At 68.6% G+C, this 26,100-nt stretch carries 29 protein-coding genes and 3 tRNA genes; 16 read left to right on the top strand and 16 right to left on the bottom strand.

Annotated elements, in window-relative coordinates:
* The first annotated feature begins 84 nt into the window (after positions 1 to 84).
* Both OG205_RS34905 and OG205_RS34900 read left to right on the top strand, forming a co-directional pair.
* The gene (locus tag OG205_RS34905; protein WP_330272164.1) at positions 85 to 1,152 is read left to right on the top strand and encodes a methyltransferase domain-containing protein; all 1,068 of its coding nucleotides are present in this window, start codon (positions 85 to 87) and stop codon (positions 1,150 to 1,152) included.
* A 72-nt stretch (positions 1,153 to 1,224) separates the two neighbouring features.
* A complete protein-coding gene (locus OG205_RS34900) occupies positions 1,225 to 3,243 on the top strand; it encodes an NACHT domain-containing protein (protein ID WP_330272163.1) in 2,019 nt (672 codons plus the stop codon).
* On the opposite strand, the gene OG205_RS34895 is transcribed toward OG205_RS34900, so the two are convergent.
* The 3 genes from OG205_RS34895 to OG205_RS34885 are packed head-to-tail and all read right to left on the bottom strand — an operon-like array spanning position 3,179 to position 6,605.
* Complete coding sequence (locus OG205_RS34895; RefSeq protein WP_330272162.1) at positions 3,179 to 5,413, bottom strand: ABC transporter permease; 2,235 nt, start codon at positions 5,411 to 5,413, stop codon at positions 3,179 to 3,181. The genes OG205_RS34900 and OG205_RS34895 overlap by 65 nt on opposite strands.
* Entirely contained in the window at positions 5,410 to 6,084 is a 675-nt protein-coding gene (locus OG205_RS34890) for an ABC transporter ATP-binding protein (RefSeq protein WP_330272161.1), read from the bottom strand. The genes OG205_RS34895 and OG205_RS34890 overlap by 4 nt, the downstream gene beginning before the upstream one ends.
* Positions 6,081 to 6,605 carry a PadR family transcriptional regulator gene (locus tag OG205_RS34885; RefSeq protein ID WP_319976738.1) on the bottom strand — a complete coding sequence of 175 codons (525 nt, stop codon included), beginning with the start codon at positions 6,603 to 6,605 and terminating at the stop codon, positions 6,081 to 6,083. Before OG205_RS34885 ends, OG205_RS34890 begins: the two co-directional genes overlap by 4 nt.
* An 86-nt stretch (positions 6,606 to 6,691) precedes the next feature.
* Here OG205_RS34885 and OG205_RS34880 point away from each other — a divergent pair, with 86 nt between their 5' ends.
* A complete protein-coding gene (locus OG205_RS34880; RefSeq protein ID WP_319976737.1) occupies positions 6,692 to 7,189 on the top strand; it encodes a CGNR zinc finger domain-containing protein in 498 nt (165 codons plus the stop codon).
* On the opposite strand, the gene OG205_RS34875 is transcribed toward OG205_RS34880, so the two are convergent.
* Positions 7,162 to 8,409: a DUF445 domain-containing protein gene (locus tag OG205_RS34875; protein WP_442916622.1), complete on the bottom strand. Its 1,248-nt coding sequence runs from the start codon at positions 8,407 to 8,409 to the stop codon at positions 7,162 to 7,164. The two genes, OG205_RS34880 and OG205_RS34875, sit on opposite strands and share 28 nt — an antisense overlap.
* A gap of 29 nt (positions 8,410 to 8,438) precedes the next feature.
* Between OG205_RS34875 and OG205_RS34870 the strand changes: the two genes are divergently transcribed.
* From OG205_RS34870 to OG205_RS34850, 5 genes are all read left to right on the top strand, one after another.
* On the top strand, positions 8,439 to 9,602 hold the full coding sequence (locus tag OG205_RS34870) for a pyridoxal phosphate-dependent aminotransferase (RefSeq protein ID WP_330272160.1): 1,164 nt from the start codon (positions 8,439 to 8,441) through the stop codon (positions 9,600 to 9,602).
* A gap of 96 nt (positions 9,603 to 9,698) precedes the next feature.
* Positions 9,699 to 10,229: an RNA polymerase sigma factor gene (locus tag OG205_RS34865; protein ID WP_330272159.1), complete on the top strand. Its 531-nt coding sequence runs from the start codon at positions 9,699 to 9,701 to the stop codon at positions 10,227 to 10,229.
* Positions 10,226 to 10,471: a hypothetical protein gene (locus tag OG205_RS34860; RefSeq protein ID WP_330272158.1), complete on the top strand. Its 246-nt coding sequence runs from the start codon at positions 10,226 to 10,228 to the stop codon at positions 10,469 to 10,471. The genes OG205_RS34865 and OG205_RS34860 overlap by 4 nt, the downstream gene beginning before the upstream one ends.
* Positions 10,468 to 10,839 carry a hypothetical protein gene (locus OG205_RS34855; RefSeq protein WP_330272157.1) on the top strand — a complete coding sequence of 124 codons (372 nt, stop codon included), beginning with the start codon at positions 10,468 to 10,470 and terminating at the stop codon, positions 10,837 to 10,839. The genes OG205_RS34860 and OG205_RS34855 overlap by 4 nt, the downstream gene beginning before the upstream one ends.
* A complete protein-coding gene (locus OG205_RS34850) occupies positions 10,836 to 12,833 on the top strand; it encodes a CHAT domain-containing protein (RefSeq protein ID WP_330272156.1) in 1,998 nt (665 codons plus the stop codon). Before OG205_RS34855 ends, OG205_RS34850 begins: the two co-directional genes overlap by 4 nt.
* Here the strand turns inward: OG205_RS34850 and OG205_RS34845 are convergent.
* Positions 12,803 to 13,504, bottom strand: a complete 702-nt coding sequence (locus OG205_RS34845; protein ID WP_330272155.1) for a S8/S53 family peptidase — start codon at positions 13,502 to 13,504, stop codon at positions 12,803 to 12,805. The genes OG205_RS34850 and OG205_RS34845 overlap by 31 nt on opposite strands.
* Positions 13,505 to 13,897: 393 nt before the next feature.
* Between OG205_RS34845 and OG205_RS34840 the strand changes: the two genes are divergently transcribed.
* On the top strand, positions 13,898 to 14,689 hold the full coding sequence (locus tag OG205_RS34840) for a hypothetical protein (protein ID WP_330272154.1): 792 nt from the start codon (positions 13,898 to 13,900) through the stop codon (positions 14,687 to 14,689).
* A gap of 297 nt (positions 14,690 to 14,986) precedes the next feature.
* Here the strand turns inward: OG205_RS34840 and yczR are convergent, their stop codons facing one another.
* Positions 14,987 to 16,423, bottom strand: coding sequence for a MocR-like transcription factor YczR (gene yczR, locus OG205_RS34835; protein WP_330272153.1), 1,437 nt, complete (start codon positions 16,421 to 16,423; stop codon positions 14,987 to 14,989).
* A gap of 61 nt (positions 16,424 to 16,484) precedes the next feature.
* On the opposite strand from yczR, the gene yczE reads away from it, so the two are divergent.
* Positions 16,485 to 17,138, top strand: coding sequence for a membrane protein YczE (gene yczE, locus OG205_RS34830; RefSeq protein WP_442916621.1), 654 nt, complete (start codon positions 16,485 to 16,487; stop codon positions 17,136 to 17,138).
* Here yczE and OG205_RS34825 read toward each other — a convergent pair.
* From OG205_RS34825 to OG205_RS34815, 3 genes are read right to left on the bottom strand one after another with little or no spacing between them, the layout of a single operon-like run.
* On the bottom strand, positions 17,089 to 17,193 hold the full coding sequence (locus tag OG205_RS34825) for a hypothetical protein (RefSeq protein WP_330278293.1): 105 nt from the start codon (positions 17,191 to 17,193) through the stop codon (positions 17,089 to 17,091). The genes yczE and OG205_RS34825 overlap by 50 nt on opposite strands.
* Positions 17,151 to 17,615, bottom strand: coding sequence for a Clp protease N-terminal domain-containing protein (locus OG205_RS34820; RefSeq protein ID WP_330272151.1), 465 nt, complete (start codon positions 17,613 to 17,615; stop codon positions 17,151 to 17,153). The genes OG205_RS34825 and OG205_RS34820 overlap by 43 nt, the downstream gene beginning before the upstream one ends.
* On the bottom strand, positions 17,612 to 17,821 hold the full coding sequence (locus OG205_RS34815; protein WP_030473166.1) for a helix-turn-helix domain-containing protein: 210 nt from the start codon (positions 17,819 to 17,821) through the stop codon (positions 17,612 to 17,614). The genes OG205_RS34820 and OG205_RS34815 overlap by 4 nt, the downstream gene beginning before the upstream one ends.
* Positions 17,822 to 17,882: 61 nt before the next feature.
* On the opposite strand from OG205_RS34815, the gene OG205_RS34810 reads away from it, so the two are divergent.
* Complete coding sequence (locus OG205_RS34810; RefSeq protein ID WP_330272150.1) at positions 17,883 to 18,593, top strand: hypothetical protein; 711 nt, start codon at positions 17,883 to 17,885, stop codon at positions 18,591 to 18,593.
* A 49-nt stretch (positions 18,594 to 18,642) separates the two neighbouring features.
* On the opposite strand, the gene OG205_RS34805 is transcribed toward OG205_RS34810, so the two are convergent.
* The 5 genes from OG205_RS34805 to OG205_RS34785 form a co-directional block, all read right to left on the bottom strand.
* Positions 18,643 to 18,716 (bottom strand) — tRNA-Phe (locus tag OG205_RS34805).
* 14 nt (positions 18,717 to 18,730) lie between these two features.
* Positions 18,731 to 18,804, bottom strand: a tRNA-Asp gene (locus OG205_RS34800).
* 37 nt (positions 18,805 to 18,841) lie between these two features.
* Positions 18,842 to 18,914, bottom strand: a tRNA-Glu gene (locus tag OG205_RS34795).
* Positions 18,915 to 19,062: 148 nt separating this feature from the next.
* The gene (locus OG205_RS34790; protein WP_330272149.1) at positions 19,063 to 19,692 is read right to left on the bottom strand and encodes a ScbR family autoregulator-binding transcription factor; all 630 of its coding nucleotides are present in this window, start codon (positions 19,690 to 19,692) and stop codon (positions 19,063 to 19,065) included.
* Positions 19,693 to 19,817: 125 nt separating this feature from the next.
* Positions 19,818 to 20,063, bottom strand: a complete 246-nt coding sequence (locus OG205_RS34785; protein ID WP_330272148.1) for a hypothetical protein — start codon at positions 20,061 to 20,063, stop codon at positions 19,818 to 19,820.
* A 154-nt stretch (positions 20,064 to 20,217) separates the two neighbouring features.
* Between OG205_RS34785 and OG205_RS34780 the strand changes: the two genes are divergently transcribed.
* The 4 genes from OG205_RS34780 (at position 20,218) to OG205_RS34765 (ending at position 23,471) form a co-directional block, all read left to right on the top strand.
* Positions 20,218 to 20,478, top strand: a complete 261-nt coding sequence (locus OG205_RS34780) for a hypothetical protein (protein ID WP_330272147.1) — start codon at positions 20,218 to 20,220, stop codon at positions 20,476 to 20,478.
* Positions 20,479 to 20,533: 55 nt separating this feature from the next.
* Positions 20,534 to 20,740, top strand: coding sequence for a heavy-metal-associated domain-containing protein (locus OG205_RS34775; protein ID WP_330272146.1), 207 nt, complete (start codon positions 20,534 to 20,536; stop codon positions 20,738 to 20,740).
* Positions 20,740 to 22,923: a heavy metal translocating P-type ATPase gene (locus OG205_RS34770; protein WP_330272145.1), complete on the top strand. Its 2,184-nt coding sequence runs from the start codon at positions 20,740 to 20,742 to the stop codon at positions 22,921 to 22,923. Before OG205_RS34775 ends, OG205_RS34770 begins: the two co-directional genes overlap by 1 nt.
* Before the next feature lie 242 nt (positions 22,924 to 23,165).
* A complete protein-coding gene (locus OG205_RS34765) occupies positions 23,166 to 23,471 on the top strand; it encodes a hypothetical protein (protein WP_330272144.1) in 306 nt (101 codons plus the stop codon).
* Positions 23,472 to 23,560: 89 nt separating this feature from the next.
* Here the strand turns inward: OG205_RS34765 and OG205_RS34760 are convergent, their stop codons facing one another.
* Entirely contained in the window at positions 23,561 to 23,764 is a 204-nt protein-coding gene (locus tag OG205_RS34760) for a cold-shock protein (RefSeq protein WP_030477903.1), read from the bottom strand.
* Between the two features lie 425 nt (positions 23,765 to 24,189).
* Between OG205_RS34760 and OG205_RS34755 the strand changes: the two genes are divergently transcribed.
* Entirely contained in the window at positions 24,190 to 25,260 is a 1,071-nt protein-coding gene (locus tag OG205_RS34755; RefSeq protein ID WP_330272143.1) for a L,D-transpeptidase, read from the top strand.
* Here OG205_RS34755 and OG205_RS34750 read toward each other — a convergent pair.
* Entirely contained in the window at positions 25,257 to 26,072 is an 816-nt protein-coding gene (locus OG205_RS34750; RefSeq protein WP_330278292.1) for a glutamate ABC transporter substrate-binding protein, read from the bottom strand. The genes OG205_RS34755 and OG205_RS34750 overlap by 4 nt on opposite strands.
* Positions 26,073 to 26,100: the final 28 nt, after the last annotated feature.

Raw genomic sequence — 26,100 nt, 5'->3', positions numbered from 1 at the left:
GTTAGCGACGAGTGCTAGCTATTGCAAGCACCCTGCTAGCAATCGCTGCGTGGTCTCCGCCACAGGGATACCGTGGGAGGCGACATGGACGACGCCGGGGCGTTACGAGCCGAGCTGACGGATCACCTGCTCGGTGACGGTGTGCTGCACGATCCCAAGTGGCTCAACGCTTTCCGCGTCGTTCCACGACACGAGTTCCTGCCGCGCTTCTACCGCCAGCTGCACACCGGCGACTGGGAACGGGTCACCGCGCGGCACCCGCACTGGCTCGAACTGGTCTACGCCGACCGGGTGTGGGTTACCCAGTTCGACGGCGACGACACCGTGAGCGGCGGCACACCGACCTGCTCGTCGAGCATGCCCACGATCATGGCGATCATGCTGGAGGCCCTGGACGTCCACAACGGACAGTCGGTGCTCGAGGTCGGGACGGGCACGGGGTACAACGCGGCTCTTCTTTGCCACGCCGTGGGTTCCGGCAGCGTGACCACGATCGACGTCGACCCGCACATCTCGCGCCGCGCACGCAAACGACTGCACCGCAACGGTTTCTTCCCCACCTGCGTGACGGGTGACGGCGCGCTGGGCCACCCCGCCCGCGCACCGTACGACCGCTTGCTGGCCACCTGCTCCGTCTCGACCATCCCGCCCGCCTGGCTGGAGCAGACGCGGCGGGGCGGCCTGGTGGTGACGACGTTGCACCGCCCCATCGGCGCCGGGCTGGTGCTGATCGCGTCCAACGGCGACGGCACCGGCGAAGGACGCGTGCTCAGCGAGGACGGGCGCTTCATGCCGTTGCGCGCGCACGCCCGGCCACCGGCGCCGGCAGGCGAAGGCACGTTCGACCGCCGCACCACCTCGTTGCGGCTCAACTCGGTCATCGACCCGGCCAGCCCGTTCGAGTTCTTCGCGGGCATCACGTTGCCGGAGGTGGCAGCCGGCCGTGACTGGTTGGCCCATTCGGACGGATCCTGGGTGCACCACCACGGTTCGCACGTCGACCAGGGCGGCCCGCGCCGGCTGTGGGACATCGCGGAGCAGGCCCTCACCGACTGGAACGACCTGGGCAAACCGCGCCGGAGCCAGTTCGGGATCACGATCGGCGACGACGGCCAGCACCTGACGCTGGGCGATCTCCGCTGGCATCTGTGATCAACAACTGAACGTCACGACACGGGTCACTGAATCGACCCCGAGCGGATGCGGTGCGTCATGATGCCTCGCATGTCCAGATTCCGTCAGCAGGCATTGCTGGCCGGGTGCGTGCTCACCGCGTTGCTCACCGCGGCCGGGTTGTTCGTCACCGACCACGGCATCCACCCGCACCTGTGGCTGATCGTGCTCGCGCTGGCGTTCCTGGGCTTTCTGGCTTTGCTCGACCCGTGGGTCCGGCGCAGGCACAACGCCGCGCTCAGCACCGACGAGCACCTCGACGCGGCGTGCCGGGCGCTCGCCATCGGCCTGCAGTCGCAGTGGAACGAGGAGGTCCGCTCCCGCGGCCTCACCGACCCGGACGTCCTCGACCTGCACTGGATCGCCCCCGAACTGGACGTGAGCGACGAGCCGGACGCGCCGCCGGGACGCAGCGACGCCGTGGTGGGCGCGTTCGAACGGCAGATCAACCGCCGGCTGGTGATCATCGGCGAGGCCGGCACCGGCAAGTCGACGGTCGCGATGCTGCTGACGTGCGGTCTGCTGGACCGCTACGACGGCGGCATGGTGCCGGTGCTGCTGCCGTTGTCGACGTGGAACCCGGCGGTCGAGGACGTCCGCACGTGGCTCACGCGCAGGCTGTACGAGGACCATCCGGCGTTGCGCAACACCGAGTTGTACGGCAGCTACGCCGGTGACCTGCTGGTCGAGCAGCACCTGGTCCTGCCCGTGCTCGACGGCCTCGACGACATCCCCGCCCACCAGCGCGCGGACGCCCTCGCGCGGATCTCGAAGGCGTTCGGTGCGAACCGGCCGCTGGTGCTGACCTGCCGCACGGCGGAGTTCGCGCAGGCAGTGCACCTCGCCGGTCCGCTGCCCGGCGCCGACGTCGTCGAACTGGCCCCGCTCGACCTGGACGAGGTCGCCGCCTACCTGCGGGCGAGCACCGACAGCTGGGGCGCGGCGCGCTGGGAGCCGGTGTTCATCCAGCTGCGCGAGGAACCGGACGGCAGGCTCGCGGACGCGTTGTCCACGCCGCTGACGATGTGGCTGGCCAGCATCGTCTACTCCGACAGCGAGGCCGAGCCGACCGAACTGCTCGACCGCGGCCGTTTCCCGGACGCGCGGGCGATCTCCGACCACCTCTGCGACGAACTGGTGTCGCGCGCGTTCGGCAACAGGGCGTTCGCGCACCACGCCAAGGCCACGCAGGTCTGGCCACGGGACAGGGCCCGCAAGTGGCTCGAGTTCCTGGCGCACGAGATGCGTGACCGCGGCATCCGCGAACTGGCCTGGTGGGAGCTGCGCCGTTCGGTCGGCAACACGTGGCTCGCCGTGCTCGGCGCGCTGGTGCTGGGCGCGATCGGCGGGTTCGGCGTCGGCTGGCTGATGGCCTACTCGATCACGCCGTCGCTCGCCCCGATCACCGGTCTCGTCGCGGGCATCGGTGTCGGCGCGGCGGCCCTGACCGCGTCACACGAGCGCAAAGCCAAGCCGCGCCTGGGAATCTGGCGCAGTCTGCTGCTCGTGCCCGGCGTGCTCGGACTCGCCGCCGGACTCGTGTTCGGTGCGCTGTACGGACTTTCCGCCGGACTCGTCGTCGGCCTCGGGCTCGCCGTGGCGATCGCGCTGCGGTTCGCGTTGACGAGCGCGGCCGAGCTCTCGCAGGCTTCCAGTCCTCAATGGACCATGTCCCGCGACCGGATCGCGGTGTGGACCGGATCTCTCGTGCTGGCCGTGGTGTTCGGTTCGGCGGCGGCACTGGTGTTCGGCCCCGCCCAGACCGGCATGGTCGGGCTGGGGCTCGCGTCCGGACTGATGCTCGGCTTCGCGCTGGCCGTGCTGCACCTGCGCTGGTGGTGGTTCACCGTCGCGCGGATCTGGTTGGCACTGCGCGGAAAGCTGCCCTGGGAGCTGATGGTGTTCCTGGAGGACTCGCGCAAGCTCGGCGTGCTCTGCCGGGCGGGAGCCTGCTACCAGTTCCGGCACGGACTGGTGCAGGACCGCCTGGCAGAGCACGAGGCGACTACTCGCTCTGCAACCCCAGTGCTCCGGTCGCCTTTCTCAGCGAAGGCAACGTCAGAGCAGTGACCGCGAGGACCAGCAGCATCGACGCACCGGTGAGCGCGGCGATGCCGGTCCAGTCGTAGACGACCTCGGCGTTGAACACCCGTGTGACCATCACGCCCAGTCCGATGCCGGTGCCGACCGCGATGACCGTGGACAGCACCAGCGGCACGCCGTTCTGCCACAGCAGCGACCTGGCGAGCGTGCCGCGCGGTACCCCGGTCGCCGCCAGCACGGCGAGCGGGCGGCGCCGTTCCCGAACCTGCTCCAGCGCCATGACCAGCAGCGACGCCCCGGCCAGCAGCAACGTCAGCACCGCGCCCGCGAGCAACGCCCTGCGGATCGAGGCGAAGATCAACTCGACCTCGGCTGTGTCGTCCTGGCCGATGAAGTACGCGTGGACCCGCCAGCCGTACCCGGCGATGGAGTTGCGCATGTGCTCGGCGGCGTCCGGAACCGCGAGGTCGAGCTCGGCCTGCAACTGGGGCCGGCTGCCAGTGAGATCGAGGCCCTTCGCCGCGGCGGGAGTGAGGTAGATGCCGGGCATGGTGCCGGGTACCTCCTGCATCGCGGGCAGGGTCCAGGCGATCTTGTCCATGGTCATCACCACGTCGCCGGACGTGGCCTCTGCGATGTCCCGGGCGAACCGCACCTGGTAGGCCTTGCCGTCGACGCAGTCCTTGGCGTCCGCCTGTGCTTTCAGCGCCGCACAGGTGCCGATGGAGACCATCGTGTTGCGGCTGCCCGACTGGGTCACGAAGGTGCGGTCGAGCACGTGCACGGCCCGCACGCCCTTGCTGGCCGCCACCGCCTTGTGCAGGTCGGCGGTGTCGATGTCGTCCTTGGGCGTGAGAGAGACGAAGTTGTGGGTCGCGTCCCGCTTCTCCTCGGAGACGACGTCCTTCTCCACGCTCGCGAGGATGACCTGCAGCGTCACCGTGCCGGCGAGCACCACGGCCACACCACCGACGACCCGCGCCGCCGTACCCGCGTCGAGCTGCAACCGGCGCACCGCCAACTGCAGCGCCGGGGTCGCACCGCGCATCCAGTTCACGACCCGCTCCACCAGCCACGGCAGCAGCACCGGGATGCCCAGCATCAGCAGCACCACGCCGGAGATGACGGCCACCTCGAACGACGAGCCCTTTTCGCCGCTGTAGCGGAACTGGCTGGCCAGCAGGGCGATTCCGCCGCCCGCGGGCACCAGGCGCCACCACAGCCTGCGCCGGACCGGCTTCTGGTGCCGGACCACGCCGAGCGGTTCGATGATCGTGCGCCGCATCGCGAACAACGACGTGAGGACCGCGAGCACCGGCACGGCCACGAGAACCACCGCCGTGAGCGACGGGGTGGGCAGCAGGTCAGCGGGGTAGAGCGCCAACTCGGGAACGGGAACGTCGTCGGCCAGCGGTCGCACCGCGAAGAAGAACCCGATGCCGAACACGAGCCCGGTCAGCGCGCCGACCAGCGTCTCGCCGGACGCGATCAGCCGCACCCGGCCCGCCGCCGCACCGACCAGCCGCAACGCCGCGAGCCTGCGGTCGCGCTGGGCCGCGGCGAGCCTGGTGGCGACGCTGACGAACACCAGCACGGGGAACAGCAGCACGACGATGCCGACGAGGCTGAGCATCCACAGCACCGGGTCCATCCCCATGCGCTCGTACGCCTTCCCGTAGGCGTACACGGCGATGCCGGAATCGTCCGGGATCTTGCTGTCGCCAGCGTAGAACTTCAGGTCTTGCGGCCCGATCAGGCCGGCCGCGCCGATCGTGCCGATCACCTTCTGCGGGAACCGGGGGCGCAGCAGTTCGCCCTCCGGCGATGCGAGCAACTCCGCGAGTGCGGGCGACACGACGATCTCGCCGTCCCGCGGCAACCGTTCGACGCCCGGTGGCACGGGGGCGTCCGGCGTGCGCACCTTGAGGTACGTGCCGGGAATGTCCCGCGAGCGGAAGTGGACGTACATCTCCTCCGCCTGGATCGGCGCCGGTCCCTCGCGGTCGGTCATCATGCTGCGCGCGTCACCGCGGTCGTCCCGCGCGTCCAGCGCGTTCGGCACCGCGGCGGCGAGCAACAGCATCGCCACGCACAGACCGATGCCGACGCCCTGCAGCAGGAGCCTGCCCCACGACTTCCGGCTGCCCCCGACAGCCAGCCGGACGCCGAGAGCGAGGTCGCTGATCACCTGCTTCATCGGGCGAACTCCACGTCCCTGGCCTTGCCGTCGCGCACCACGACCTCGCGGTCGGAGTAGGCGGCGACGCGGGCCTCGTGCGTCACGAGCACGACCGCGGCGCCGGTCTCCCGCGCGGCCGTCGTGAGCAGGTGCATGACCCGTTCACCGTTGAGCGAGTCGAGCGCGCCGGTCGGTTCGTCGGCGAAGATCACCTTCGGTCCGGTGACCAGCGCACGGGCGATCGCGACGCGCTGGCCCTGACCGCCGGACGTCTCACCGGGTCGCTGGTCGGCGACGCCGTCGACCTCCAGCTTGGCCATCCACTCCTTCGCGGCCTTCTCGGCGTCCTTGCGCTTCACGCCGCTGAGCCTCATCGGCAGCGCGACGTTCTCCAGACAGGTCAGCTCCGGCACGAGCTGGCCGAACTGGAAGACGAACCCGAAGTCCGTGCGCCGCAACTCGCTGCGTTCCCGGTCGGACATCGAGGTGAGCTCGCGGTCGCCGTAGCTGACGACACCGGAGTCCGGCGGCAGGATGCCCGCGACGCAGTGCAGCAGGGTGGACTTGCCGGAGCCCGAAGGCCCCATCACCGCGACGATCTCGCCCGCGCGGACGGTGAGGCCCGCACCTTCGAGCGCGTGCGTCCTGCCGAACGACTTGTGCAGGTCCTCTGCCCTCAAGAGGCTCATTTCCTGACCTCCTGGGCCAGCTTGTCGAGGCGCGCCGCGGTCAGTTCGAGCCAGCGCAGGTCCGCTTCGAGGTGGAACAGGGCGAAGTCGCAGATGAGCTGGTCGGCGAGGTCGCCGTCCACCTTGCGCTTGGTCAGGTCGCGCATCGTGGTGAGGTGCGCGGAACGCTGGGTGTCGAGCACCTCGGTCGCGCTGCGGCCGGACAGCAGGGCCAGCACGACCTTCGCGTAAAGGGTGTTCTGCAGGTACGGCTCCGGCTTCTCCGGAGTGCCGAGCCAGCGTTCGACATCGGTGACCCCGGCGTCCGTGATCGCGTACCGCTTGCGCTCCGGGCCGTCGCCCGCCTCCACGCCCGCCTCGCTCACGAGGCCGTTCTTCAGCAGCCTCGACAGGGTCGAGTACACCTGTCCGTAGTGCAGCGGCCGGTCGTGCCCGAAGCGCTCGTCGTAGGCGCGCTTGAGGTCGTAGCCATGCCTTGGACCGCCTTCTAGCAGCCCCAACAGTGCGTGTCCGATCGACATGAGCAGCACTATACACACGATGTATACACCCGGTGTATTCATCAGATGCCCTGACGGGCCGCCGCCGTGACGCCTACAGTGGTGGGGTGACTGGTCTGACTGTCGGCTGGGATCACGACGTCGAGCTGCTGCTCGACTTCCTGAACACTCGACACGTACTGGACAGTGAAGCCTCCTGGCGCGCATGGGTGACCGAGCGCGGCCTCGGGCGGAGCAGTGAAATCGCGCAGGCGCGCGCCGCTCGTGCGGCGCTGCGGTCGTCGATCGAGGGCTCGTCAGGGCCTCAGACGGCAGCGGGCGTCGTCCACATCGAGCTCACCGACGGCGTTCCGGTGCTGTCGAGCTCGGACGCGCTCGGCGCGGTGCTCGCCGCGTCCGCCCGCCTCGCCGTGCTGGGCTCCTGGGAACGCTTCAAGATCTGTCCCGCCGACGACTGCCTGCGTGCGTTCTTCGACCGCTCCCGCAACCGCTCGCGCACCTGGTGCTCGATGCAGGTCTGCGGGAACAGGGAGAAGGCCCGCACGTTCCGAAAACGAACCCGAGCCCAGAACCCGCCTCAGAACAGCAAACTGGCCGCGGTGTAGATCACCAGGCCGGCGAGCGCACCGACCACGGTGCCGTTGATCCGGATGAACTGCAGGTCCCTGCCGACCTGCAGTTCGATCTTGCGCGAGGTCTCCTCCGCGTCCCAGCGCTCGACCGTGTCCGTGATCAGCGTGGTGATCTCCGCGCGGTAGTTGCCGACGACGTACCCGGCGGCCTGCTCCAGCCAGCCGTCGACCTTGGCGCGCAGTTCTTCGTCATCGGTGAGATTGGTGCCGAGCGTGATCAGGCCCTGCGTGACGCGCTTGCGGAGCTCGCTGGACGGGTCCTCGGCGGCGTCGATGAGCATCTTCTTGGCAGTACCCCAAGCGGAGCTGATCAGCTTCTGGACGTCGGGGTGGGTGATGACCTGCTGCTTGACCTGCTCGGCGCGTTGCATGGTGGCCGGGTCGGTCTGCATGTCGGTGGCGAACTCGATCAGGAACTGGTCGACGGCGAGCCGCATCGGGTGGTTGACGTCGGTCTTGACCGCCCAGGCGAAGTTGACCAGCTCCGTGTAGACCTTGTCGCCGAGCAGCGCGTCGACGAACTTGGGCGACCACGTCGGCGCGCGGTCCGTGACGATGAGGCTGACCTTGTCGGAGTTGTCACGCACCCACTCGTAGGCGCGGTCGCACATGAGGTCGACGAGCTTGTGGTGCGCGCCGTCCGTCAGGACCTGGCCGAGCAGCTTGCCCAGCGGCGGACCCCACGGCTTCTCCGTCACCCGCTTGACGATCGCCTGCTCGAGGACGGCCTGGACCTCTTCGTCCTTGAGGACAGTGATCGCACCCTTGATGACGTTCGCGAGCTCGTTGGTGATCCGTTCGGCGTTCTCCGGCTGCTTGATCCAGGCGCCGGCGCGTTCCGCGATGCCCGCCCGGCGGAGCTTGTCCTGCACGACCGCGGGGCTCAGGAAGTTGACGCCCACGAAGTCGCCGAGCGTCTGCCCGAACATGTTCTTGCGTTCGGGGATGATCGCGGTGTGCGGGATCGGCAACCCCAGTGGCCTGCGGAAAAGGGCGGTGACGGCGAACCAGTCGGCGAGCGCGCCGACCATGCCGGCCTCGGCGGCGGCCCGCACGTACCCGACCCAGGCGCCCTCGAAGGCGTGCGTGCCGAAGAAGATGATCGTCGCGCCGACGAGAAAGCTCGTCGCGACTACCTTCATCTTGCGCAGGTCGGTGCGCTTCTGCTGGTCAGCGGCGGTCAGTTGCTCCACAACCACATTGTCCGTGAAGATCCTGCGTTGTGCGGGTACCAGCGCTAGTTCCTCGTTTGCAGCCGTTCACGTCGACCATCTTCGCGGAGATGACGGCGCTGGCCGTGCAGCACGACGCCGTCAACCTCGGTCAGGGCTTCCCCGACACCGATGGCCCGGCGTCGATGCTTCAGGCCGCCCAGTCGGCGATCGCGTCGGGCGTGAACCAGTACCCGCCCGGCCCTGGCATGCCGGTGTTGCGCCGCGCCATCGCCGCCCACCGCGCGCGGTACGGGCTCTCGTACGACCCTGATTCGGAAGTCCTGGTGACCGTCGGCGCCACCGAGGCGATCGCCGCTTCGCTGCTGGCGCTGGTCGAGGCCGGCGACGAAGTGATCCTGATCGAGCCGTACTACGACTCGTACGCCGCCTCCGTGGCCATGGCCGGCGCGACGCGGGTGACCGTGGGCCTGCGCGAGGACGAGTCGGGCCGCCTGGCGTTGGACGTGGACGCTCTGCGCGCCGCCGTGACGCCTCGGACGCGGGCCATCCTGGTCAACTCGCCGCACAACCCGACCGGGACCGTGTTCCGTTTGGAGGAGCTCCAAGCAATCGCCTCTTTGTGCGTCGAGCACGACCTGCTGGCGATCACCGACGAGGTCTACGAGCACCTGGTGTTCGACGGACTTGTCCACATCCCGCTGGCCTCGCTGCCGGGGATGGCGCCACGCACGTTGTCGATCTCCGGCGCCGGCAAGACGTTCAACTGCACCGGCTGGAAGATCGGCTGGGTGTGCGGCCCCGCTGAGCTGGTTGCCGCGGTCCGCGCGGCCAAGCAGTTCATGACCTTCGTGGGCGGCGCACCGTTCCAGCCCGCCGTCGCGCACGCACTGACCGCCGAACTGGACTGGGTCACGGGGTTGCGCGACTCCCTCGCCTCGAAGCGCGCGCGTCTGGCCGAGGGCCTGCGTGCAGCAGGTTTCGAGGTGCGTTCGTCCGAGGGCACGTACTTCATCTGCGCCGACGTACGCCCTCTGGGCCACACGGACGGCCTGGCCCTGTGCCGCGAACTGCCGGCCCGAATCGGCGTCGCCGCAGTCCCCGTCCAGGTGTTCACCGACCGCCCGGCGGATTGGCAGCACCTGATCCGTTTCGCGTTCTGCAAGCAGGACGCCGTGATCGACGAAGCCGTGGAGCGCCTCCACAAACTGTAGTTGTCCACAGCTGTGTACAAGTTTCTCCACAACTGTGGACAACCCACTTTCGGGTGAGCCCGGGAGCCACGGCGCCGGAGTTCGACTCCAAATGGCATGGACTCGAACACTGAGGTTCTCGTGGCTTGGCGTTCCGGCCTGTCCGGCTGGGACGCCCTGGTCGACCGCTACTCCCGCCTGGTCTGGTCGGTGCCCAGATCGTTCCGCCTGAGCCACGCCGACGCCGCCGACGTCTACCAGTGCACCTGGCTCTGCCTGGCAGAACACCTGACCCGCCTCCGAGAACCGGAACGCCTCGGCACCTGGCTGGTCCGTACCGCCACCCGCCAGTCGCTCACCGTCCTGCGCACACGTGGCCGCGAGGTCTCCTACGACCTGTGGGAGCCGACGTCGGTCCTCCCCACGCCCGACGAGGTCGCGATCACGACCGATCGGCAGCGCCGGCTCTGGTCCGCGCTGACGACCTTGAACGAACGGTGCCAGCGCCTCCTGCGCATCGCTGCCCACAGCCCCGAACTGAGTTATGCACAGGTTGCCGACGCCCTGGGGATGAAGGTGGGGAGCGTTGGCTCCACGCGCAGCCGCTGCCTCGCTGAGCTGCGGCGGAAGCTGGAGGACCTGCGATGAGGGCCTCGGTGCTCGCCCGGCTCGCCGACCTCCTCGGCCGCATCGACGCCCCAGCCCAGCTCGACATCCACAGCCTGCTGGCCTGCACCGCCGATTCGACGCGGCCCGGCATCCACAACCCATCCGCTGACCCGAAGGTCCACGCCGTCATCCCATCGACGGCAACCGCCCGCGACCTGCCCACCGGCCTCCCGCCCACGCCCGTTGTCCACAGCCCGCTGACCTCTGGAGGTTCGCGATGAGGGACTCGCTGCTCGACGAGATCGCCGGCCTGTTCCACTCGGACGCCCCGCCGTCCGCCCTCACCCCGCACCCGACCGGCCTCGAACCCATGCACCCGGTCGAGGAACCCGTCCGCGGCCCGTCGCACCTGCTGGTGTTCCAGGTCGGCTCCGGCCGCCTGCACCTCCAACTCGACTCCGACCCGGCAGGCCTGCACCTGACCGGCGTCCTAGACCACGAGGACGTCGCCGTCGAGATCCGCTCACCGCACTCCGTCCAAGCCCTCCGCCCCGACCCCGAAGGCTGGTTCCGCGCCGACGTCACCCCCGGACCGCTGTGCGTCACGGTGCCCGAACTGGGTCTCACGACGGGCTGGTTCGTGGCGTGAGCGCCAGCGCCGACCCGCAGGCCACCATCGCGTCGACCGAGGTCCGCGGCACGAAGGCAGAGCGCGCCGACGCTCTGCACGACCTGAGCGTCGCCCACGTCGAACTCGGGCACCTCGACGTCGCCGCGCGGTTCGCCCGGCGCGGACTGAGGCTGACGAGCGAGGCGCGGTTCCACCTCACGCTCGCGTGGATCGACCTGGATCGGGGGCGGCGCAAGCAGAGCCTTCAGCACCTCGACCTGGCGACGCCCCACCTGCGCGGCGGCGAGTTGGCGAGGGCGAGGTGCTTGCGCGGGCTGCACCTCTGTCAGTCGGCTGAGCCTCGGCTGGCGATCGCCGAGCTCACCGCGGTCATCAGGGAGTTGCGCAGGTACGGGGACGAGCGGTGGCTGGCCAACGCGCTGATCGGGCGTGGGATCGCTCGGTGCAACGCGACCAAATTGGTGTCGGCCGAGGCGGATTTCAGTGCCGCGCAGACGGTGTTGCTGGCGATGGGCGAGCCAGGAAGAGCGGCGATGTGTTTGCACAACAGAGGGTTCGTGGCGATGCTCGCCGGAGATCTGCCGCTCGCGCTCCGCAGGTACGAGGAGGCGGCGAAGGCAGGTCTCGACTCGGCCAGCCGGCCCGAGGCGCTCGTGGACAGGGCCGAGGCGTTGCTGGCTGCTGGGCTCACCACAGAGGCGCGGCGGGTGCTGGCGCCTGCGATGGAACTGTTGCGGCGGTGCAACCGGCACGTTCCCGAGTTGGCGATGTTGAGCGCGCGGTGTGCGTTGCGTGACGGAGATCCGGGTCCCGCGCTTCGCCTTGGCGGCGTGGACGTCGAGTTCATGTTGGCGGCGGGGAAGCTTGATGCCGTTGCGGCGCATCGGTTTCGCGGGCCCGTGCAGACGCGGGCGCTCGGGTGGCTCGCGCAGGCACGACGCTCGAACAGACGAGGTGCGCTGGCTGCGTGCCGTGCCGGGCTCAAGCTGCTCGACGAGCATCACGGCGACTGGCCCCGCCGCGAACTGACCGGGCACGCGCTCGACCTCGCCCGAACCGCTCGCGAGGTGCTGCGCTGGTCGGAGCAGCACCGTGCTTCGGTTCCGTTGCCTCCCAATGAGCCTGAACTCGCGCAGGCACTCACGAACCTGCGAAGGGCGAGGGCGTTCGGGCTGCCGTTGGAGGCGATGGAGCGGGACGTCCGGAGGCTGACCCTGGCCTCCGCAGCTCGCACCAAACCACGCGCGACAACCCCGGCGGGTCTGCCGCTGGTCAGCTTCATCGTCCACGAAGGACAGACAAGAGCGGTCACGCTGATCAACGGACGTGCCCGAATGCGAGTGATTCCCGAGCCCGCCGAACTCGTTCGCACCGCCAAGCTCGCGCTGCAAGCCGGGCGCGCCATCACCACAGACCTCCTGCCGGACGAGAAGGAGGTCATCGTGATCCCGGACGGCGTGCTGCACGAGATGCCGTGGGCAGCACTCGGCCGCCGAGTGCACGTGATCCCGTCGCTGCGGCACTGGCGGCCGTCCAGCCGCGGCGGACACCGAACGTGGATCACCGGCCCCCACCTCCAGAACGATGAGGTACCCGCACTCCAGCAACAACACGGCGGAACGATCGCGAAGTCCACTGTGGAATCAACGATCAACGCACTGGAAGGCGCCGGGATCGCGCACATCGCGGCGCACGGGCACGTCAACCCGGACAACCCGCTGTTCTCCTACCTCGAACTCGAGGACGGCCCGCTCTACGGCTACGACATCGCGAGGATCGAGAACCCGCCCGAGATCGTCGTCCTGTCCGCCTGCGAGTCCGGCCTCGCCCGCGCGTTCCTCGACGCCGGCACCAGAGCGGTCATCGCGACCACCCTCCCCGTGCCGGACGCGCAGGTCAGCGAGGCCATGGCCGAGGTTCACCGCCGGATCGGCCATCCCGCCGAAGCAGCGCGAGCCGTCGCACACCTCGGGTTCAGCTGTTACGGCACAGGAACCAGGGTCGCGGCGTGAAGAGCGGCCGCGAACGAGGTGCCGGTGCACAGCAGTTGCGAGGAACCGACCGTGGCGGGCACGTCGACGCCGGACACCACCACGTCCACCCACGGCCCGTGCCCCGAGAAGGTCTCGGAAGCACCTACCGCCGTGACGTCAGGCAAGGCGGCGGGCCACCAAGGGCGCGCGGAACCGCCGTTGCCCGCCGCGGCCACGACGTTGCGGCCGCAGCCCGACAGCACTGGCGGGCACTCGTCGTCGAACGTGTAGGTGCCGGACGCGACCAGCACCACCGGCAGGTCGCGAGTGGCCTTCAACGCAGCGGCCAGGGTCAGGTCGTCGCCGAAGCCCGAATCGCCCAGAACGGGGAACGGGCGCACCGAAGCACCGTGATGGCGGAGGACACCGGCGACCAACGCTCCGTGCGGCGCGTCGAGAGGGGTGTCGAGCAACGCGACCGTGCCCTCGCCCAGTAGGTCCGGCAGACGCTCGCCCACCACCGGGCGGGAGGTGCCGATCATGATTGGGCAGGCGAGGTGGACGTGGTTCGGCGTTGCCCCCACTTCAAGGGCGATGGCGACGACGCGCTCTCGTTCGGACGCTTTCAGGTGCATGCGGATGACGCCCGAAGCGATCTCCTCGTGGGAGTAGACGCCTCGCAAACGCTTGCGCACAGTGGGTGCGTCCACTGGCAGGACGATCAGTTCCCCCGAACGGACCAAACACTCGTTTGGACCCGCTGGATCGTGCGCGATCACAGGGCCGAGCGCACGGGAGGCGTGATCGACCAGCTCAGAGAGGCTGCTGACCTGCTTTGGCACGTCCACATCGGACACCATCCCCCGCCGCGACACGGTCCACAGGGGACTGAGGCGCAAAGTCACTCGATCCGATGACGACACTGACGGTGTTCATGCCTGATCAGAGCGACACGGACAGCCGCACGAGACCGCCCTTCCGGGTGTTTCGCGCCGAGTTGGTTCGCAAAGTCACTCACCGGTGCTAGACATAGCTCTACGTCGACCTCCGACGGCGCGCTGTGCGTTGAGGGTGACCTGAAATGGTGGACGGGTGGTGATCCTGTGGCGGGTGGTGGAGTTGGTGCACTGCTGCTGCGGACCGCTGCGCTCGGCGGGCTGACCGCCGCCGCCTGGTTGCTGAGCGGGACGTCCGCGTCCGCCAGTCCCGAGGAACCCCCGGCCGTCGAGATCACCACCGAGACCGCCGTCGAGGCCCCGAAACTGCTCGAGGATCCCGCCGGGTGGGCCGAGGCCTTCACCGCGTCGGTGATCGAGAAGCACCAGCCGGCCAGGTTCATTCCGCCGCCCGTCGTGACGAGGCCCGCGGAAGAGGAGCCCCCGGAGGAAGAGGACGAGGGTCCGATCCTCGACTTCACCGGCGGCTCGCAGGGCAACACCCGCTCCGGCTCCGTCTCGAACGAGGCGCCGCCCGAGGTCATCGCGGCGAAGGCTCAGGTCCGCGCCGCCAAGATCGCCGCGAAGCTCGCGGCCGAAGTCCCGCCGCCTCCTCCTCCGCCCGCCGCACCCGTCGTGGCGGTCAAGAAGTCCGTGCCGCTTTTGCCTGATCTTCCGGTGCCCGCTCCCGTGAAGACCGAGCCCGCGCCGGTGAGCGACCTCACCTGGTCGACTCCCGGACCGGACGCTCCGCTGCCCGCACCGCAGCAGGCACCCGTGGTCGCCACGGCCTCCGCGTCGTCCGGCCACACCGACAACTCCGGCGGCACGCGCGGCGTGCTCGCCGTTCTGACGTCGCACAACTCGCTCTTCCCGCCCGCCACGTGGTCGGTCGAGGAGCGTCGCGACGGCACTGAGCCCGGCAGCATTCCGGGTCTGCCCAGCACGTCACCCGACTGAGTCCGACAGGACAAGTCTGCCCTCTGCGCGATTTGTGACCGTCTCGTTCCATCGCGCCAGTAACTCCTCCTCTTATTTCCCGTTGTACGCAAGGAACCCCCAGTCTTCCTGACCTGCCAACCGCGCCCTGGCAGGTCGGGTCTGGTCCGAGTGCCGCGCTGCCCCCGCAGCCTCGGACCGCACGGGAAACCTGCGGACGGGGAACGCCAATCCCTGGGACGTTCCCCTCCGCAGGCCTCTCGTTTGCAAGTTCGTCGGCCCGGTCTCCCCCGCTGCGGGAGACCGGGCCGACGTGTTTCACGCGACCGGCGTCGATAGCTCGGCATCCGCCGGAAAGCCTGTTCCTGCAACAGATGCAGCTATCACACCCAAACGGCCGATCGCTTCTCGCAGCACTTCGGCCGACTGCGTGTACGGCACTCGGAGCATCTGCTCACATCCGCCGTGCACGGCCCACCTCGGACCAGGCACGAGACGCAGGCCGTGGTTCTGCGCCATCACGGCGATCCTGGTGCTGACCGGCGCATCGAGCGTGCACCACAGGCCGAGGCCGCCGGCGGGAACCTGGAAGCTCCACTGTGGACAATGTTGCGCCAGCGCCTCCACCGCGACGTCCCGCTGCGCGGCGAACTCCAGGCGCCGTTGCCGCAGCACGGGTTCCGGATCCTGCAGCAGGTCGGTCAGCACCAGCTGCTCGAACACCGGTGTCCCGAGGTCGATCGCCGCCCGCGTGGACGTCAGGCGGTGCACGATCTCCGCCGAGGCCCGGATCCACCCGACGCGCAGCCCGCCCCAGTGCGACTTGCTCGCGGATCCCAGCGTCACCACCAGATCCCCGCCGAAGGCCGCCATCGGCAACGGCATCGGTTCGTCGGTCAGCGACAGCTCGACCAGCGTCTCGTCGACGACGACCGGCGTGTGAGCCTTCCGAAGCACGGCGACGAGCTTTTCCCGCCCGGCGGAGGAGAGCAGCGCACCGGTCGGGTTCTGGAAGTCGGGGATGAGGTAGGCCAGCCGGGGCCCGACCTGCCGCAACGCCGCCTCGTACGCGTCGACGTCCCAGTCGTCGTCCGTCATCGGGACCGGCACCGGAATCGCCGACGCCGCCCGCACCGCCTCCAGCGCGTTGGGATAGGTCGGCTGCTCGACCAGAACCCGGTCGCCGGGCCCGGCGAACAGCCGCAGCGTCAACGCCCACGCGTGCTGCGCTCCTGACGTGACCACGATCTGGTCCGCGGAGGTCGGCAGTCCTCTCGCGGTGTACCGATCGGCGATCACCTGGCGCAGCGCGGGCAGCCCGCGTTCGTGATAGCCGTGCGACGCCAGGTGCTCGGGCATCTGGGCCATCGCCGCGACCATCGCCTGCCGCAGTCCGGGATGTGCCGGCGGCGCGCACCGGGTCAGGTCGATCAACGTGTCGTCGCCACCCGTGATGCCGCCGCCGGTACCGACTGGACCGTTGATCCACGATCCGGCCCCGCGGCGTGACTCCACGACCCCCTCGGTGCGCAGCTGGTCCAGCGCGGTGGTGATGGTGGTGCGACTCACCGGCAGCGCGTCGGTGAGCTCGCGTTCGGACGGCAGCCGCGTCCCGATGGGCAGCCGCCCGTCCGCGACCAGCAGTTTCAGCGCGGCGGAGAGATCGGCGGACCCCTGCCGGGCACCGCCACGACGCCACTCACCGAGCAGTCGAGCCAGCCGAGCACCGGATACACGTCCACCTGGTGGGAGCATGCAGCCAATTATCCTGAATTGGCTATGGATTACCAGGCCAATCGAAGCTCAGTATGGCCACATGTCCTCCATGACCGCACTCCACCAGGTCTCCGTCCGGATCTCACCCGCCCGTCGCCTCCCGCAGCTCGTCGCAGGCCTGTGGCTCTACGGCGCGAGCATGGCGATGCAGATCCGCGCGACCCTCGGCCTGAACCCGTGGGACGTGCTGCACGAGGGCCTCGCGAAACTCACCGGTCTGAGCTTCGGCCTGATCACCGCGATCACCGGCGTCCTGGTGCTGCTGGCGTGGATCCCGCTGAAGCAGAGACCGGGCATCGGCACGATCGCGAACGTCGTCCTCATCGCCGTCAGCGTCGACGTGACGCTCGCGATCCTGCCCGCGCCGGAAGGACTGCTGCCCAGGATCGTGTTCCTGACGCTGGGCATCGTGCTGAACGCCGTCGCGTTCGCCGCGTACGTCGGCTCCCGCCTCGGACCGGGCCCGCGCGACGGCCTGGTCACCGGATTCTGCCGCCGCACGGGCATTTCCCTGCGGGTCACGCGGACCGTGCTCGAACTGATCGTGCTCGGCACCGGCTGGCTGCTCGGCGGCACGGTCGGCATCGGCACGGTCCTCTACGCGCTCGGCATCGGCCCGCTCGCGCAGCTGTTCCTGCCCGCGCTCACCTGGCGCGAGCGCTCGCGGCCCGTTTGCGAATCTCCTCGTACGTGACACCGCGTTCGGTCAGCACCTCGGCCACGATTCCCTTGCCCTGCAACAACGCCAGCAGGATGTGTTCCACACCCAGGAAATTGTGGCCGAGGTCGCGCGACTCACGCAACGAGTTCTCCAGCGCCTTCTTGCAGGCCGACTCCAGCGGCATCCCGAACCACCGCCGGCGTGGACCGGGCCTGAGCACCCTGTCCCGAGCGACTGCTCCACCGAGTCGATCACCGCGTCGACGTCGATCCCCAAGCCCCGCAACGCTTCCGCGTCGGCCTTGGTCAGCCCGCCCTTGCGCCGGTAGTCCTGGAACGCCGTCTCCAGCTCGGCGCGCGGCAGGTCGAACCCGGCCAACACCGGCGCGTCGAGCACCGCCAGCAGCAGGTGCTCCACACCGACCTCGGCCGCGTGCCCCTCTTCCGCTTCCCGCACCGCGGTCTTGACCGCCTCACGGGCTTCCTTGGTGAACCGCTCCGCGATCATCATCGACCCCCGTGCTTCTTGTGGACCGCCTGGCGGGACACCCCGAGTTCCGCCGCGATGTCCTGCCACGACCAGCCCTGGGCCCGCGCACTGCGGACCTGGGCGGCCTCCAGATGTTCCAGCAGTCGCCGCAACGCGCTGACGGCCCGCAGCCCGACTTTCGGGTCACGATCCCCAGCCGCTGTGGCGAGATCCGTCGCTTCCGTCATGCTGTCAACGTACGTTGACAACCGCGATCCGTCAACCAATGTTGACACGTACGGTGGAGCCGTGAAGATCGAGACCGCCGAGCAGGGGGCTCCGGGACGAGTCACCGAGGATCGGATCAGGGTGCTGCCGAACGCCGTCGTCGTGCTCGACGGCGTGACCTCGCGAACCAGGCCACCTGACCGCAACGGTGGTTGGTACGCCTCAGAACTCGCCGGCGAACTGGCCGACCTGATCAACGCCACCGACCCGTTGACCGACGTTCTCGCCCGCGCCATCACGAATCTCGTCGACGAGCACGACCTGATCCTCGGCGACTCCCCGTCGTCCACCGCGGCGATCATCCGCTGGAACGACGACACGATCGACGCGCTCGTCCTGTGCGACACCCCTGTTGTCGCGTTCGGACAGTCCACCCGAGTGCTCGAGGACACCAGACTCGAGGACCTCCGGCCGGACCCGGACATCCTCAGGTGGAAGAACAAGCCGGGCGGCTACTGGGTCGCGGAGGCCGATCCCGTTGCGGGACATCAGGCCCTGACCGCGTCCTGGCCCCGCGCGGAGGTCACGAGTGTGATCGCTCTCACAGACGGTGTCTCCTGTGGAGTGTCCGACTACGGGCTCTTCGACTGGGAGGACCTGAGGCAATTGCCACTGGGCGAAGTGCTCGACCGAATCCGGGAAGCCGAGCGCGGTGATTCGGAGCACAAGCGTTGGCCCCGCTACAAAACACACGACGACCAAGCCATCGCTCGAATCGACTTCAGCGCATAAACGAAAGAAGCCCTCGCAGCGTTCTGCGAGGGCTTCTTTCGAAGAAGGATGGCCAGGGGCGGGGTCGAACCGCCGACCTACCGCTTTTCAGGCGGTCGCTCGTACCAACTGAGCTACCTGGCCATGGAAAAGAAAAGCGACCCAGACGGGACTCGAACCCGCGACCTTCGCCGTGACAGGGCGACGCGCTAACCAACTGCGCCACTGGGCCTTGCTCTTGCTGTCGTACCTTACCGTACTTTACTGCGTGCCCCCAACGGGATTCGAACCCGCGCGACCGCCTTGAAAGGGCGGGATCCTAGGCCGCTAGATGATGGGGACTAGCTGGTCTCTGGAAGCATCGTAAGCATATGCCATAGGTCCACGCATCTCCAAAACGGGGTCCCACTTATGCGTTGACCTGCCGAAACCCTCTGCGGGCCGAGATCGAGCAGATCAACAAACGCCTGTTCAGGGCCTTCGAGGCCCTTCACGGGGTTTCAGACGCAGTTTGTGATCCAGACAACTTCCAGCCGGGAGACGTGACACTGGGCAGCACGTGACCCAGAACCTCACGGATCCGCTCAGGGAAGTCCGCGCACGCCGTCGTCGCGGAGGAGATCAGCCGCGAACCGAGCGCCGCGCCGCACAACGTCCTGGCGACCGCCTCGGGATCGACGCCGGGACGCAGGTCTCCGCGTTCTGCCGCCTCGAACACGTAGGCGGCGACGAGCTTCTCCCACAGGAGGTGCGTGTTCGGGACGCCCGGATATCCGACTTCTCGATCGGCGTTGAGCCGCACGCCGGCACGCAGCACCACGTCGGCGGCCATCCGGTCGGCCGACTCGGCGAACATGCCGTGCAAAGCACTGAGCGGATCGAGCCCGCGCAGCCGCCACGACTCCCTCATCCGCGCCCACAACTCGCTCTGCCGTTCGACCAGGGCGTCCGCGACCGCTTCCTTCGAGGGGAAGTGGAAGTAGAACGCGCCCTTGGTCAACCCGGTGCGCGCGAGCACGGCGGTCAGCGACGTGCGCTCGTAACCGAGCCGGTCGAACTCCTTCGCCGCGGCGTGGAGTATCGCCTCACGTGTCGCGTACGCCCGGTCCTGCTGGGGCATGGGTGAAGGTTAGCCGTTGCCGCAAAAGAGACCCGTGGGTATGTTTCCGGTTGCGGCCCTGCTCTGCAGACGCGCTCCGGGGGGTGCGCGCCTGGAGTCAGGGCCGCTTTCGCGTGCGCACGCCGTCACCGTTGCGCCGGTGGCAGCCCGCCGTCCTCGCCCGGTGACAGGCCCAGCATGTCCAGCAGCATCCGGCAGTCCTCGGCACCCAGCGCGCCTCGCGCGACCGCGAGCCTGGCCCGGCGAACCTGATCGTCGGAGATCCGCGAGGGTTCTCCGCTCCGTTGGGCCGGCACGTTCGGCCCGCCCTGTCGCGACATGCTGTCGTCCTGTGTGAACAGGAACTTCCGCACTTCCAGTGACCCGCTCATTGCACCCTCCCCGACTTGAGGTGTGGCGCGAGGCTAAGCGACCTGGGACAACGACCGCAGCCCCCCGCAGAGTGATTCGACCGCCACCCAGCGTTACTTTCTGTACTGGTGCGTTGTGTGCCTCGCGGGGAACGGGCCAGTGGATGATGGACCGATGACCGACCCCACGCCGGAGCCTTCCCCCGATGCAGAGGGCCAAAACGCGTCCCAGCCACCGCCCGACGTCGACCAGGAAGCGATCTTCCAGGCGCTCAGCGGCATCAACCTGAACACGATCGAGGCCGACATCGAGTCCGCGTTCGGTTCGAGGATGGCCGAGCTCGACAAGATGCTCGAAGGTCTCGACGACCTGGTCAACAAGATCGAGAGCGATCTCCACAACCTGGACCAGCCCAAACCCGAGAGTCCTCAGTAGATCCCTTACCCCAGGGGGGTATAGACTCGGAGCCCCGTACAGAGAAAGGGCTCTCATGTCCGTCACTGCCACCTACACCGTCACCGGCATGACCTGCGGCCACTGCGTCAGCTCCGTCACCGAGGAGCTGACCGAGGTCTCCGGCGTCACGGGCGTCGACGTCGTCCTCGAGACCGGCGCCGTGACCGTCACCAGCGAACGCGAACTCGGTCGTGACGAGGTCGTCGCCGCCGTGACCGAGGCCGGGTACAAGGTCGCCTGATGACCACGACCGAGCCTCGTCACGTCGAGCTCGCGATCAGCGGCATGACGTGCGCTTCCTGTGCGAACCGCATCGAACGCAAGCTGAACAAGCTCGACGGCGTCTCCGCCACTGTGAACTACGCGACCGAGAAGGCCAGCGTTCAGTTCCCGGACGGCCTGCGCGTGGACGACCTGGTGTCGACCGTGCGCGCGGCGGGCTACGACGCCGAGGAGCCCCGGCCGGAGGCTCCCGAGGTGGACGAGGCCGGTGAGCTGCGGCTGAGGGTCACCCTCGCCGCGGTGCTCGGCGTGCCGGTGATCGCGTTCTCGATGGTCCCCGCGTGGCAGTTCCCCACGTGGCAGTGGGTGTCGCTGGCGTTGGCGAGCGTGGTCGTGTGGGTGTGCGGCTGGCCGTTCCACCGTGCGGCCGCCGTCAACGCACGGCACGGCGCCAGCACCATGGACACCCTCGTGTCGATGGGCGTCACGGTCTCGTACCTCTGGTCGCTCTACGCGCTGGTGTTCGGCGAGGCCGGGACGATCGGGATGCGGCACGAGTTCAGCCTGCTGCCGCGCCCCACCACCTCCGGTGACATCTACCTGGAGGTCGCGGTCGGCGTGACCGTGTTCCTGCTGCTCGGGCGTTGGCTGGAGGCCCGGTCGAAGCGCAGCGCGGGTGCGGCCCTGCGGTCGTTGCTCGCGCTCGGCGCCAAGGACGTGGCGGTGCTGCGCGACGGCGCCGAGATCCGCCTGCCGATCGGTCAGCTCCGAGCCAGCGAACGGTTCGTGGTCCGTCCGGGTGAGCGCATCGCCACTGACGGCCTAGTGGTCGAGGGCAGTTCGGCTGTGGACCGGTCGATGGTCACCGGGGAATCGGTGCCGGTCGAGGTCGGCGCGGGCGATTCCGTGGTCGGCGGGACGGTCAACGCCGGTGGCCGGCTGGTCGTCGAGGCCCTGAGCGTCGGCGCGGACACCCAGCTGGCGCGGATGGCCAAGCTGGTCGAGCAGGCCCAGGCGGGCAAGGCGCAGGTGCAACGACTGGCGGACCGGGTGTCCTCCGTGTTCGTCCCGGTCGTCGTGCTGATCGCCCTGGTGTCGTTCGGCGCGTGGCTGCTCGCCGGCCGGCCGCTGGAGTTCGCGGTGACGACGGCGGTGGCGGTGCTCGTGATCGCGTGCCCGTGCGCGCTGGGACTGGCGACACCGACGGCGTTGCTCGTGGGTACCGGCCGCGGCGCTCAGCTCGGGATCCTGGTGAAGGGTCCCGAGGTGCTCGAGTCGACCCGGCGCGTGGACACCGTCGTGCTGGACAAGACCGGCACGGTCACGACCGGACGCCTGACTCTGGTCGACGTGATCCCCGCGGACGGCGCGGCACGCGACGAGGTGCTGCGGTTCGCGGCGGCCGTCGAGAACGCGTCCGAACATCCGATCGGCGCGGCGATCGTCCGCGAGGTCGACGACGTTCCGCCGGTGTCGGACTTCGTGTCCACGGACGGCGTGGGCGTCAGCGGAGTGGTCGAAGGTCGACGCGTCGTCGTCGGCCGGGTGCGGAATGTTGTCCTTTCACAGGAGATGACTGAGGCCCTGGTTGCTCACACAACTCGGACTGTTGTCGCGGTTTCCTTTGATGACAAGGTTGTCGGCGCCATCGTCGTGTCGGACGTCGTGAAACCCACGTCCGCACAAGCGATTGCGGAACTCAAGGGACTCGGCCTGCGCCCGGTGTTGCTGACCGGCGACAACGCCGCCGTGGCCGCCGAGGTCGCGGCCGAGGTGGGCATCGACGAGGTCATCGCCGACGTCCTGCCCTCCGGCAAAGTCGAAGCGGTCCGGAATCTCCAGGCACAGGGCCGAGTTGTGGCCATGGTCGGCGACGGCGTGAACGACGCGCCGGCACTCGCGGCCGCGGATCTGGGGCTGGCCATGGGAACCGGGACCGACGTCGCGATCGAGGCGAGCGACCTGACGCTGGTGCGCGGCGACCTGCGCGTGGCGGCGGACGCGATTCGGTTGTCCCGCAAGACCTTGGGCACCATCAAGGGGAATCTGTTCTGGGCTTTCGCCTACAACGTCGCTGGACTTCCACTCGCGGCACTGGGCCTGCTGAACCCCATGATCGCGGGTGCCGCGATGGCCTTCAGCAGCGTGTTCGTTGTTACCAACAGCTTGCGACTGCGGGGTTTCCGTCCATCGGCAGCATAAGAATCTCGTTGGGAACACTCCCCAACAAGCTCGTGCGCATGCAACAATCCAAAAGCTGACACACCCCCGGTCAGCGCCTGTGGAGATCCCCTCCGGCCCCCGCGTTCCTCCCCCTGGCGCGGGGGCCTCTCCGTGTCCGGGGACGCCCGCCGGAGATCCACTCTGAGTAGAGCCATTTACACCTTGGGGTGACCCGGCTCACAGGGGTTTGGCTTCCGTGACCGAGCCGTTATCGTGTCCCGGTGCCCATTGGATCCCTCGGACGCTCCAAGTCCGGCCGTCACCGCCCCGCGGACGAACCGCAGCAACCGGAGACGTCGCACGACGACGAGCTGACCTCTTACCTGGCCGCCCTGGCCCCAGACGCGGACAACGAGACCACCGCGTCGGGTTTCGGCAGCTCGCAGGTGTACCAGCTGAGGCTGCAGCTCATGGCGAACGAGCAGCTCAAGGAGCTCGCCGCCGAGCGCCAGACCTCCCCGCAGGCTCTCGCCACGGAGTGGGTCATGCAGCGCCTGGAGTGGGAAGCGCGGCAGCGCGGCCACTAGACCCGGACAGAACGAAGAAGGACCCTCGACCGAGCCCGGTCGAGGGTCCTTCTCACTTACGACTCAACTGCGGCGTGTTGCAGATCTGATCAGACCGCGCGGACGTTCTGGGCCTGCGGGCCCTTGGTGCCCTGGCCGACCTCGAACTCCACTCGCTGGTTCTCCTCCAGGGTGCGGAAGCCCTGACCCTGGATCTCCGAGTAGTGGACGAAGACGTCAGCGCCGCCGTTGTCCTGGGCGATGAAACCAAAGCCCTTCTCGGAGTTGAACCACTTGACAGTGCCCTGTGCCATGTACCTGCCTCCATCGCAGGAAAGCTTGGGGCTGCACCGTGCAACCCCGGCCGTCCCGGGGGCGTTAGGCAAACTCGCTGAGAGCGCACCGCACGCCCGCGTGTCGTTCCGCGAGCGTGTGAAGCACGAACACAGAAACCACGGCCTGCGCGGGTCAGCCTAACGTGTGATTGGTCATAGCACTACAGGTCATTACTGGCCAGTTGCGTGCCTCAATAGGGGGAAACCCGCTGGTCCGGGTGGGTGATCGCAATTTCCCGAGCAACGTGTTCCACGGCCGCGCGTCCTCTTCAGCGTTGGACGAGGGGATCTTGGGGGGACACGTGTTCCGGGCACTGGTTTTGGCTGCACTACTGGGATTGACCGCCTGCGGCGCCGCGCCTGACGGTGCGCCCGAGGCTGGTTCGGCACCCACTGCTCCGGCTGTGGAGCAGAAAGCGAAGGCAGCACTGACCGTGACGCCGGCGTCGGGCGAGGGGATCAGCCCGGCCGGACCATTCCAGGTCGGAATGACCGGTGGCGCACTCACCGCCGTCGCGCTCACCGGCGCCGACGGCCGGGCGGTGAAGGGTGAACTCACCGCTGAAAGGTGGGTCGCCACCGAGGATCTGGGCTACGACAAGGCCTACACGTGGTCGGGCTCGGCCAAGGGCGAGGACGGCACCGAAGTCCCGGTCACCGGGTCGTTCCGCACGATCAAGCCGCAACGGCTCACCAGCGCGAAGCTCAACGTCGACGACAACCAGACCTACGGCATCGCGATGCCGTTGAAGGTGACCTTCAGCGCGCCCGTGCAGGACAAGGCTTCCGTGCAGAAGACGATGACCGTCAAGACGTCCGTGCCGACCGAGGGCGCGTGGGCGTGGCTGTCCGACACCGAGGCGCATTGGCGGCCGAAGGAGTACTGGAAGCCGAACACCGAGGTCGCGCTCGACGTGAACGTCTACGGAGTGCCGTTCGGCGGGGGTGCCTTCGGCAAGAGCGACATGCACGCGCAGTTCAAGATCGCGGACCGGGCGCTGGTGGCCAAGGCGAACACGCAGACCAAGCGGTTCGAGATCTACCGGGACGGCGTGCTGCTGCACGACCTCCCGGCGTCGTACGGCAAGGAGAGCGACCCGGGCAGGGTGACCCGGTCCGGCATCCACGTGGTGCAGCAGAAGGAAGCCTCACGGCGGATGAAGAGCACCGTGTACAACTACGACGTCCCGGTCACGTGGGCGGTGCTGATCTCGCAGAACGGCGAGTTCGTGCACGAGAACAACGACACGATTCCCAGCCAGGGCAAGGAGAACGTGTCGCACGGGTGCGCGAACCTGTCCGGTCCCAACGCCAAGATCTTCTTCGACCTGACGATGGTCGGTGACCCGGTCGAGGTCGTGGGTTCCTCGGTGCAGCTCGGGCTGGCCGACCCGAACGGGCCTGCCCACGGCGATTACTGGGACTGGACGCTGGACTGGTCGGCCTGGACCGCCAAGTCCGCCGCCATCGGCTAGGACTTCTCGGTGATCTGCGGTGGCTGCGGGATCTCGTAACCCGACGGACCGACGTTGCGTTCGAGAGCCCGCTTCCACTCACCGCTCGAAATCATCTTCTCGATGGCGTCGTTGACGGCGTCGCGCGACTCGGCGTCACCCTTCGGCACACCGATGCCGTAGCGCTCCTTGGAGAACGTCTTGCCGACGAGCTTGAGCAGCTCGGGGTTCTCCGCGGCGAACCCGGCGAGGATGACCTCGTCGGTCGAGACGGCGTCGACGTTGCCCGCCATGAGAGCGATCACGCAGTCGGAGTACTGGCCGTACTCGACGAGCTGCACGTTCTTGGAGTAGTCCGACTTCACCTTCTGAGCGGAGGTGGAACCCTTGACCGAGCACAGCTTGCGGCCGTTCAGGGTCTCCGGGCCCTGGACGGACTCCTCGGAGTAGCGCACCAGCATGCCCTGGCCCGTCTCGAAGTACGGGCCGGCGAAGGCGACCTTCTCCTTGCGGGCGTCGGTGATCGAGTACGAGGCGATGATCAGGTCGGCCTCGCCGTTCTCCAGCATCGACTCGCGGGCGGCGCCGCGGGCCTCCTTGAACGTGATGCCGGTGTCCTTCACCCCGAGCTCGTTCGCCACGTACTTGGCGACGTCGACGTCGAAGCCGACGTACCGGCCGTCGAGACGCCGCTCGCTCAGGCCCGGCTGGTCGTAGCGGATGCCGATGGTCAGCTTCCCGGAGTCGGCACGTCCGATGACTGTGCTGCTGTCACCGCTCCCACAGGCGGTGGCGAACACCGCAACGGCGATCAGGAGCGAGGCACGACGGATCACGACAGGCCTTCCGGGGGTGTTGTGG

Source organism: Lentzea sp. NBC_00516, assembly GCF_036346835.1.
Taxonomy (GTDB): Bacteria; Actinomycetota; Actinomycetes; order Mycobacteriales; family Pseudonocardiaceae; genus Lentzea; species Lentzea sokolovensis.
The sequence above is the reverse complement of the archived record's forward strand: the minus strand, read 5'-3'. Positions and strand labels throughout refer to the sequence as shown.

What these genes read in the sequence shown, in the direction of transcription:
- OG205_RS34770 (WP_330272145.1), top strand. Translation starts at nt 20,740, where the DNA reads ATGACCACGACCGAGCCTCGTCACGTCGAGCTCGCGATCAGCGGCATG.
- OG205_RS34855 (WP_330272157.1), top strand. Translation starts at nt 10,468, where the DNA reads ATGAGGGACTCGCTGCTCGACGAGATCGCCGGCCTGTTCCACTCGGAC.
- OG205_RS34815 (WP_030473166.1), bottom strand. Translation starts at nt 17,821, where the DNA reads ATGACGGAAGCGACGGATCTCGCCACAGCGGCTGGGGATCGTGACCCG.
- yczR (WP_330272153.1), bottom strand. Translation starts at nt 16,423, where the DNA reads ATGCTCCCACCAGGTGGACGTGTATCCGGTGCTCGGCTGGCTCGACTG.
- OG205_RS34905 (WP_330272164.1), top strand. Translation starts at nt 85, where the DNA reads ATGGACGACGCCGGGGCGTTACGAGCCGAGCTGACGGATCACCTGCTC.
- OG205_RS34890 (WP_330272161.1), bottom strand. Translation starts at nt 6,084, where the DNA reads ATGAGCCTCTTGAGGGCAGAGGACCTGCACAAGTCGTTCGGCAGGACG.
- yczE (WP_442916621.1), top strand. Translation starts at nt 16,485, where the DNA reads ATGTCCTCCATGACCGCACTCCACCAGGTCTCCGTCCGGATCTCACCC.
- OG205_RS34785 (WP_330272148.1), bottom strand. Translation starts at nt 20,063, where the DNA reads ATGAGCGGGTCACTGGAAGTGCGGAAGTTCCTGTTCACACAGGACGAC.
- OG205_RS34900 (WP_330272163.1), top strand. Translation starts at nt 1,225, where the DNA reads ATGTCCAGATTCCGTCAGCAGGCATTGCTGGCCGGGTGCGTGCTCACC.
- OG205_RS34820 (WP_330272151.1), bottom strand. Translation starts at nt 17,615, where the DNA reads ATGATGATCGCGGAGCGGTTCACCAAGGAAGCCCGTGAGGCGGTCAAG.
- OG205_RS34780 (WP_330272147.1), top strand. Translation starts at nt 20,218, where the DNA reads ATGACCGACCCCACGCCGGAGCCTTCCCCCGATGCAGAGGGCCAAAAC.
- OG205_RS34775 (WP_330272146.1), top strand. Translation starts at nt 20,534, where the DNA reads ATGTCCGTCACTGCCACCTACACCGTCACCGGCATGACCTGCGGCCAC.
- OG205_RS34865 (WP_330272159.1), top strand. Translation starts at nt 9,699, where the DNA reads ATGGACTCGAACACTGAGGTTCTCGTGGCTTGGCGTTCCGGCCTGTCC.
- OG205_RS34885 (WP_319976738.1), bottom strand. Translation starts at nt 6,605, where the DNA reads ATGTCGATCGGACACGCACTGTTGGGGCTGCTAGAAGGCGGTCCAAGG.
- OG205_RS34860 (WP_330272158.1), top strand. Translation starts at nt 10,226, where the DNA reads ATGAGGGCCTCGGTGCTCGCCCGGCTCGCCGACCTCCTCGGCCGCATC.
- OG205_RS34790 (WP_330272149.1), bottom strand. Translation starts at nt 19,692, where the DNA reads ATGCCCCAGCAGGACCGGGCGTACGCGACACGTGAGGCGATACTCCAC.
- OG205_RS34760 (WP_030477903.1), bottom strand. Translation starts at nt 23,764, where the DNA reads ATGGCACAGGGCACTGTCAAGTGGTTCAACTCCGAGAAGGGCTTTGGT.
- OG205_RS34895 (WP_330272162.1), bottom strand. Translation starts at nt 5,413, where the DNA reads ATGAAGCAGGTGATCAGCGACCTCGCTCTCGGCGTCCGGCTGGCTGTC.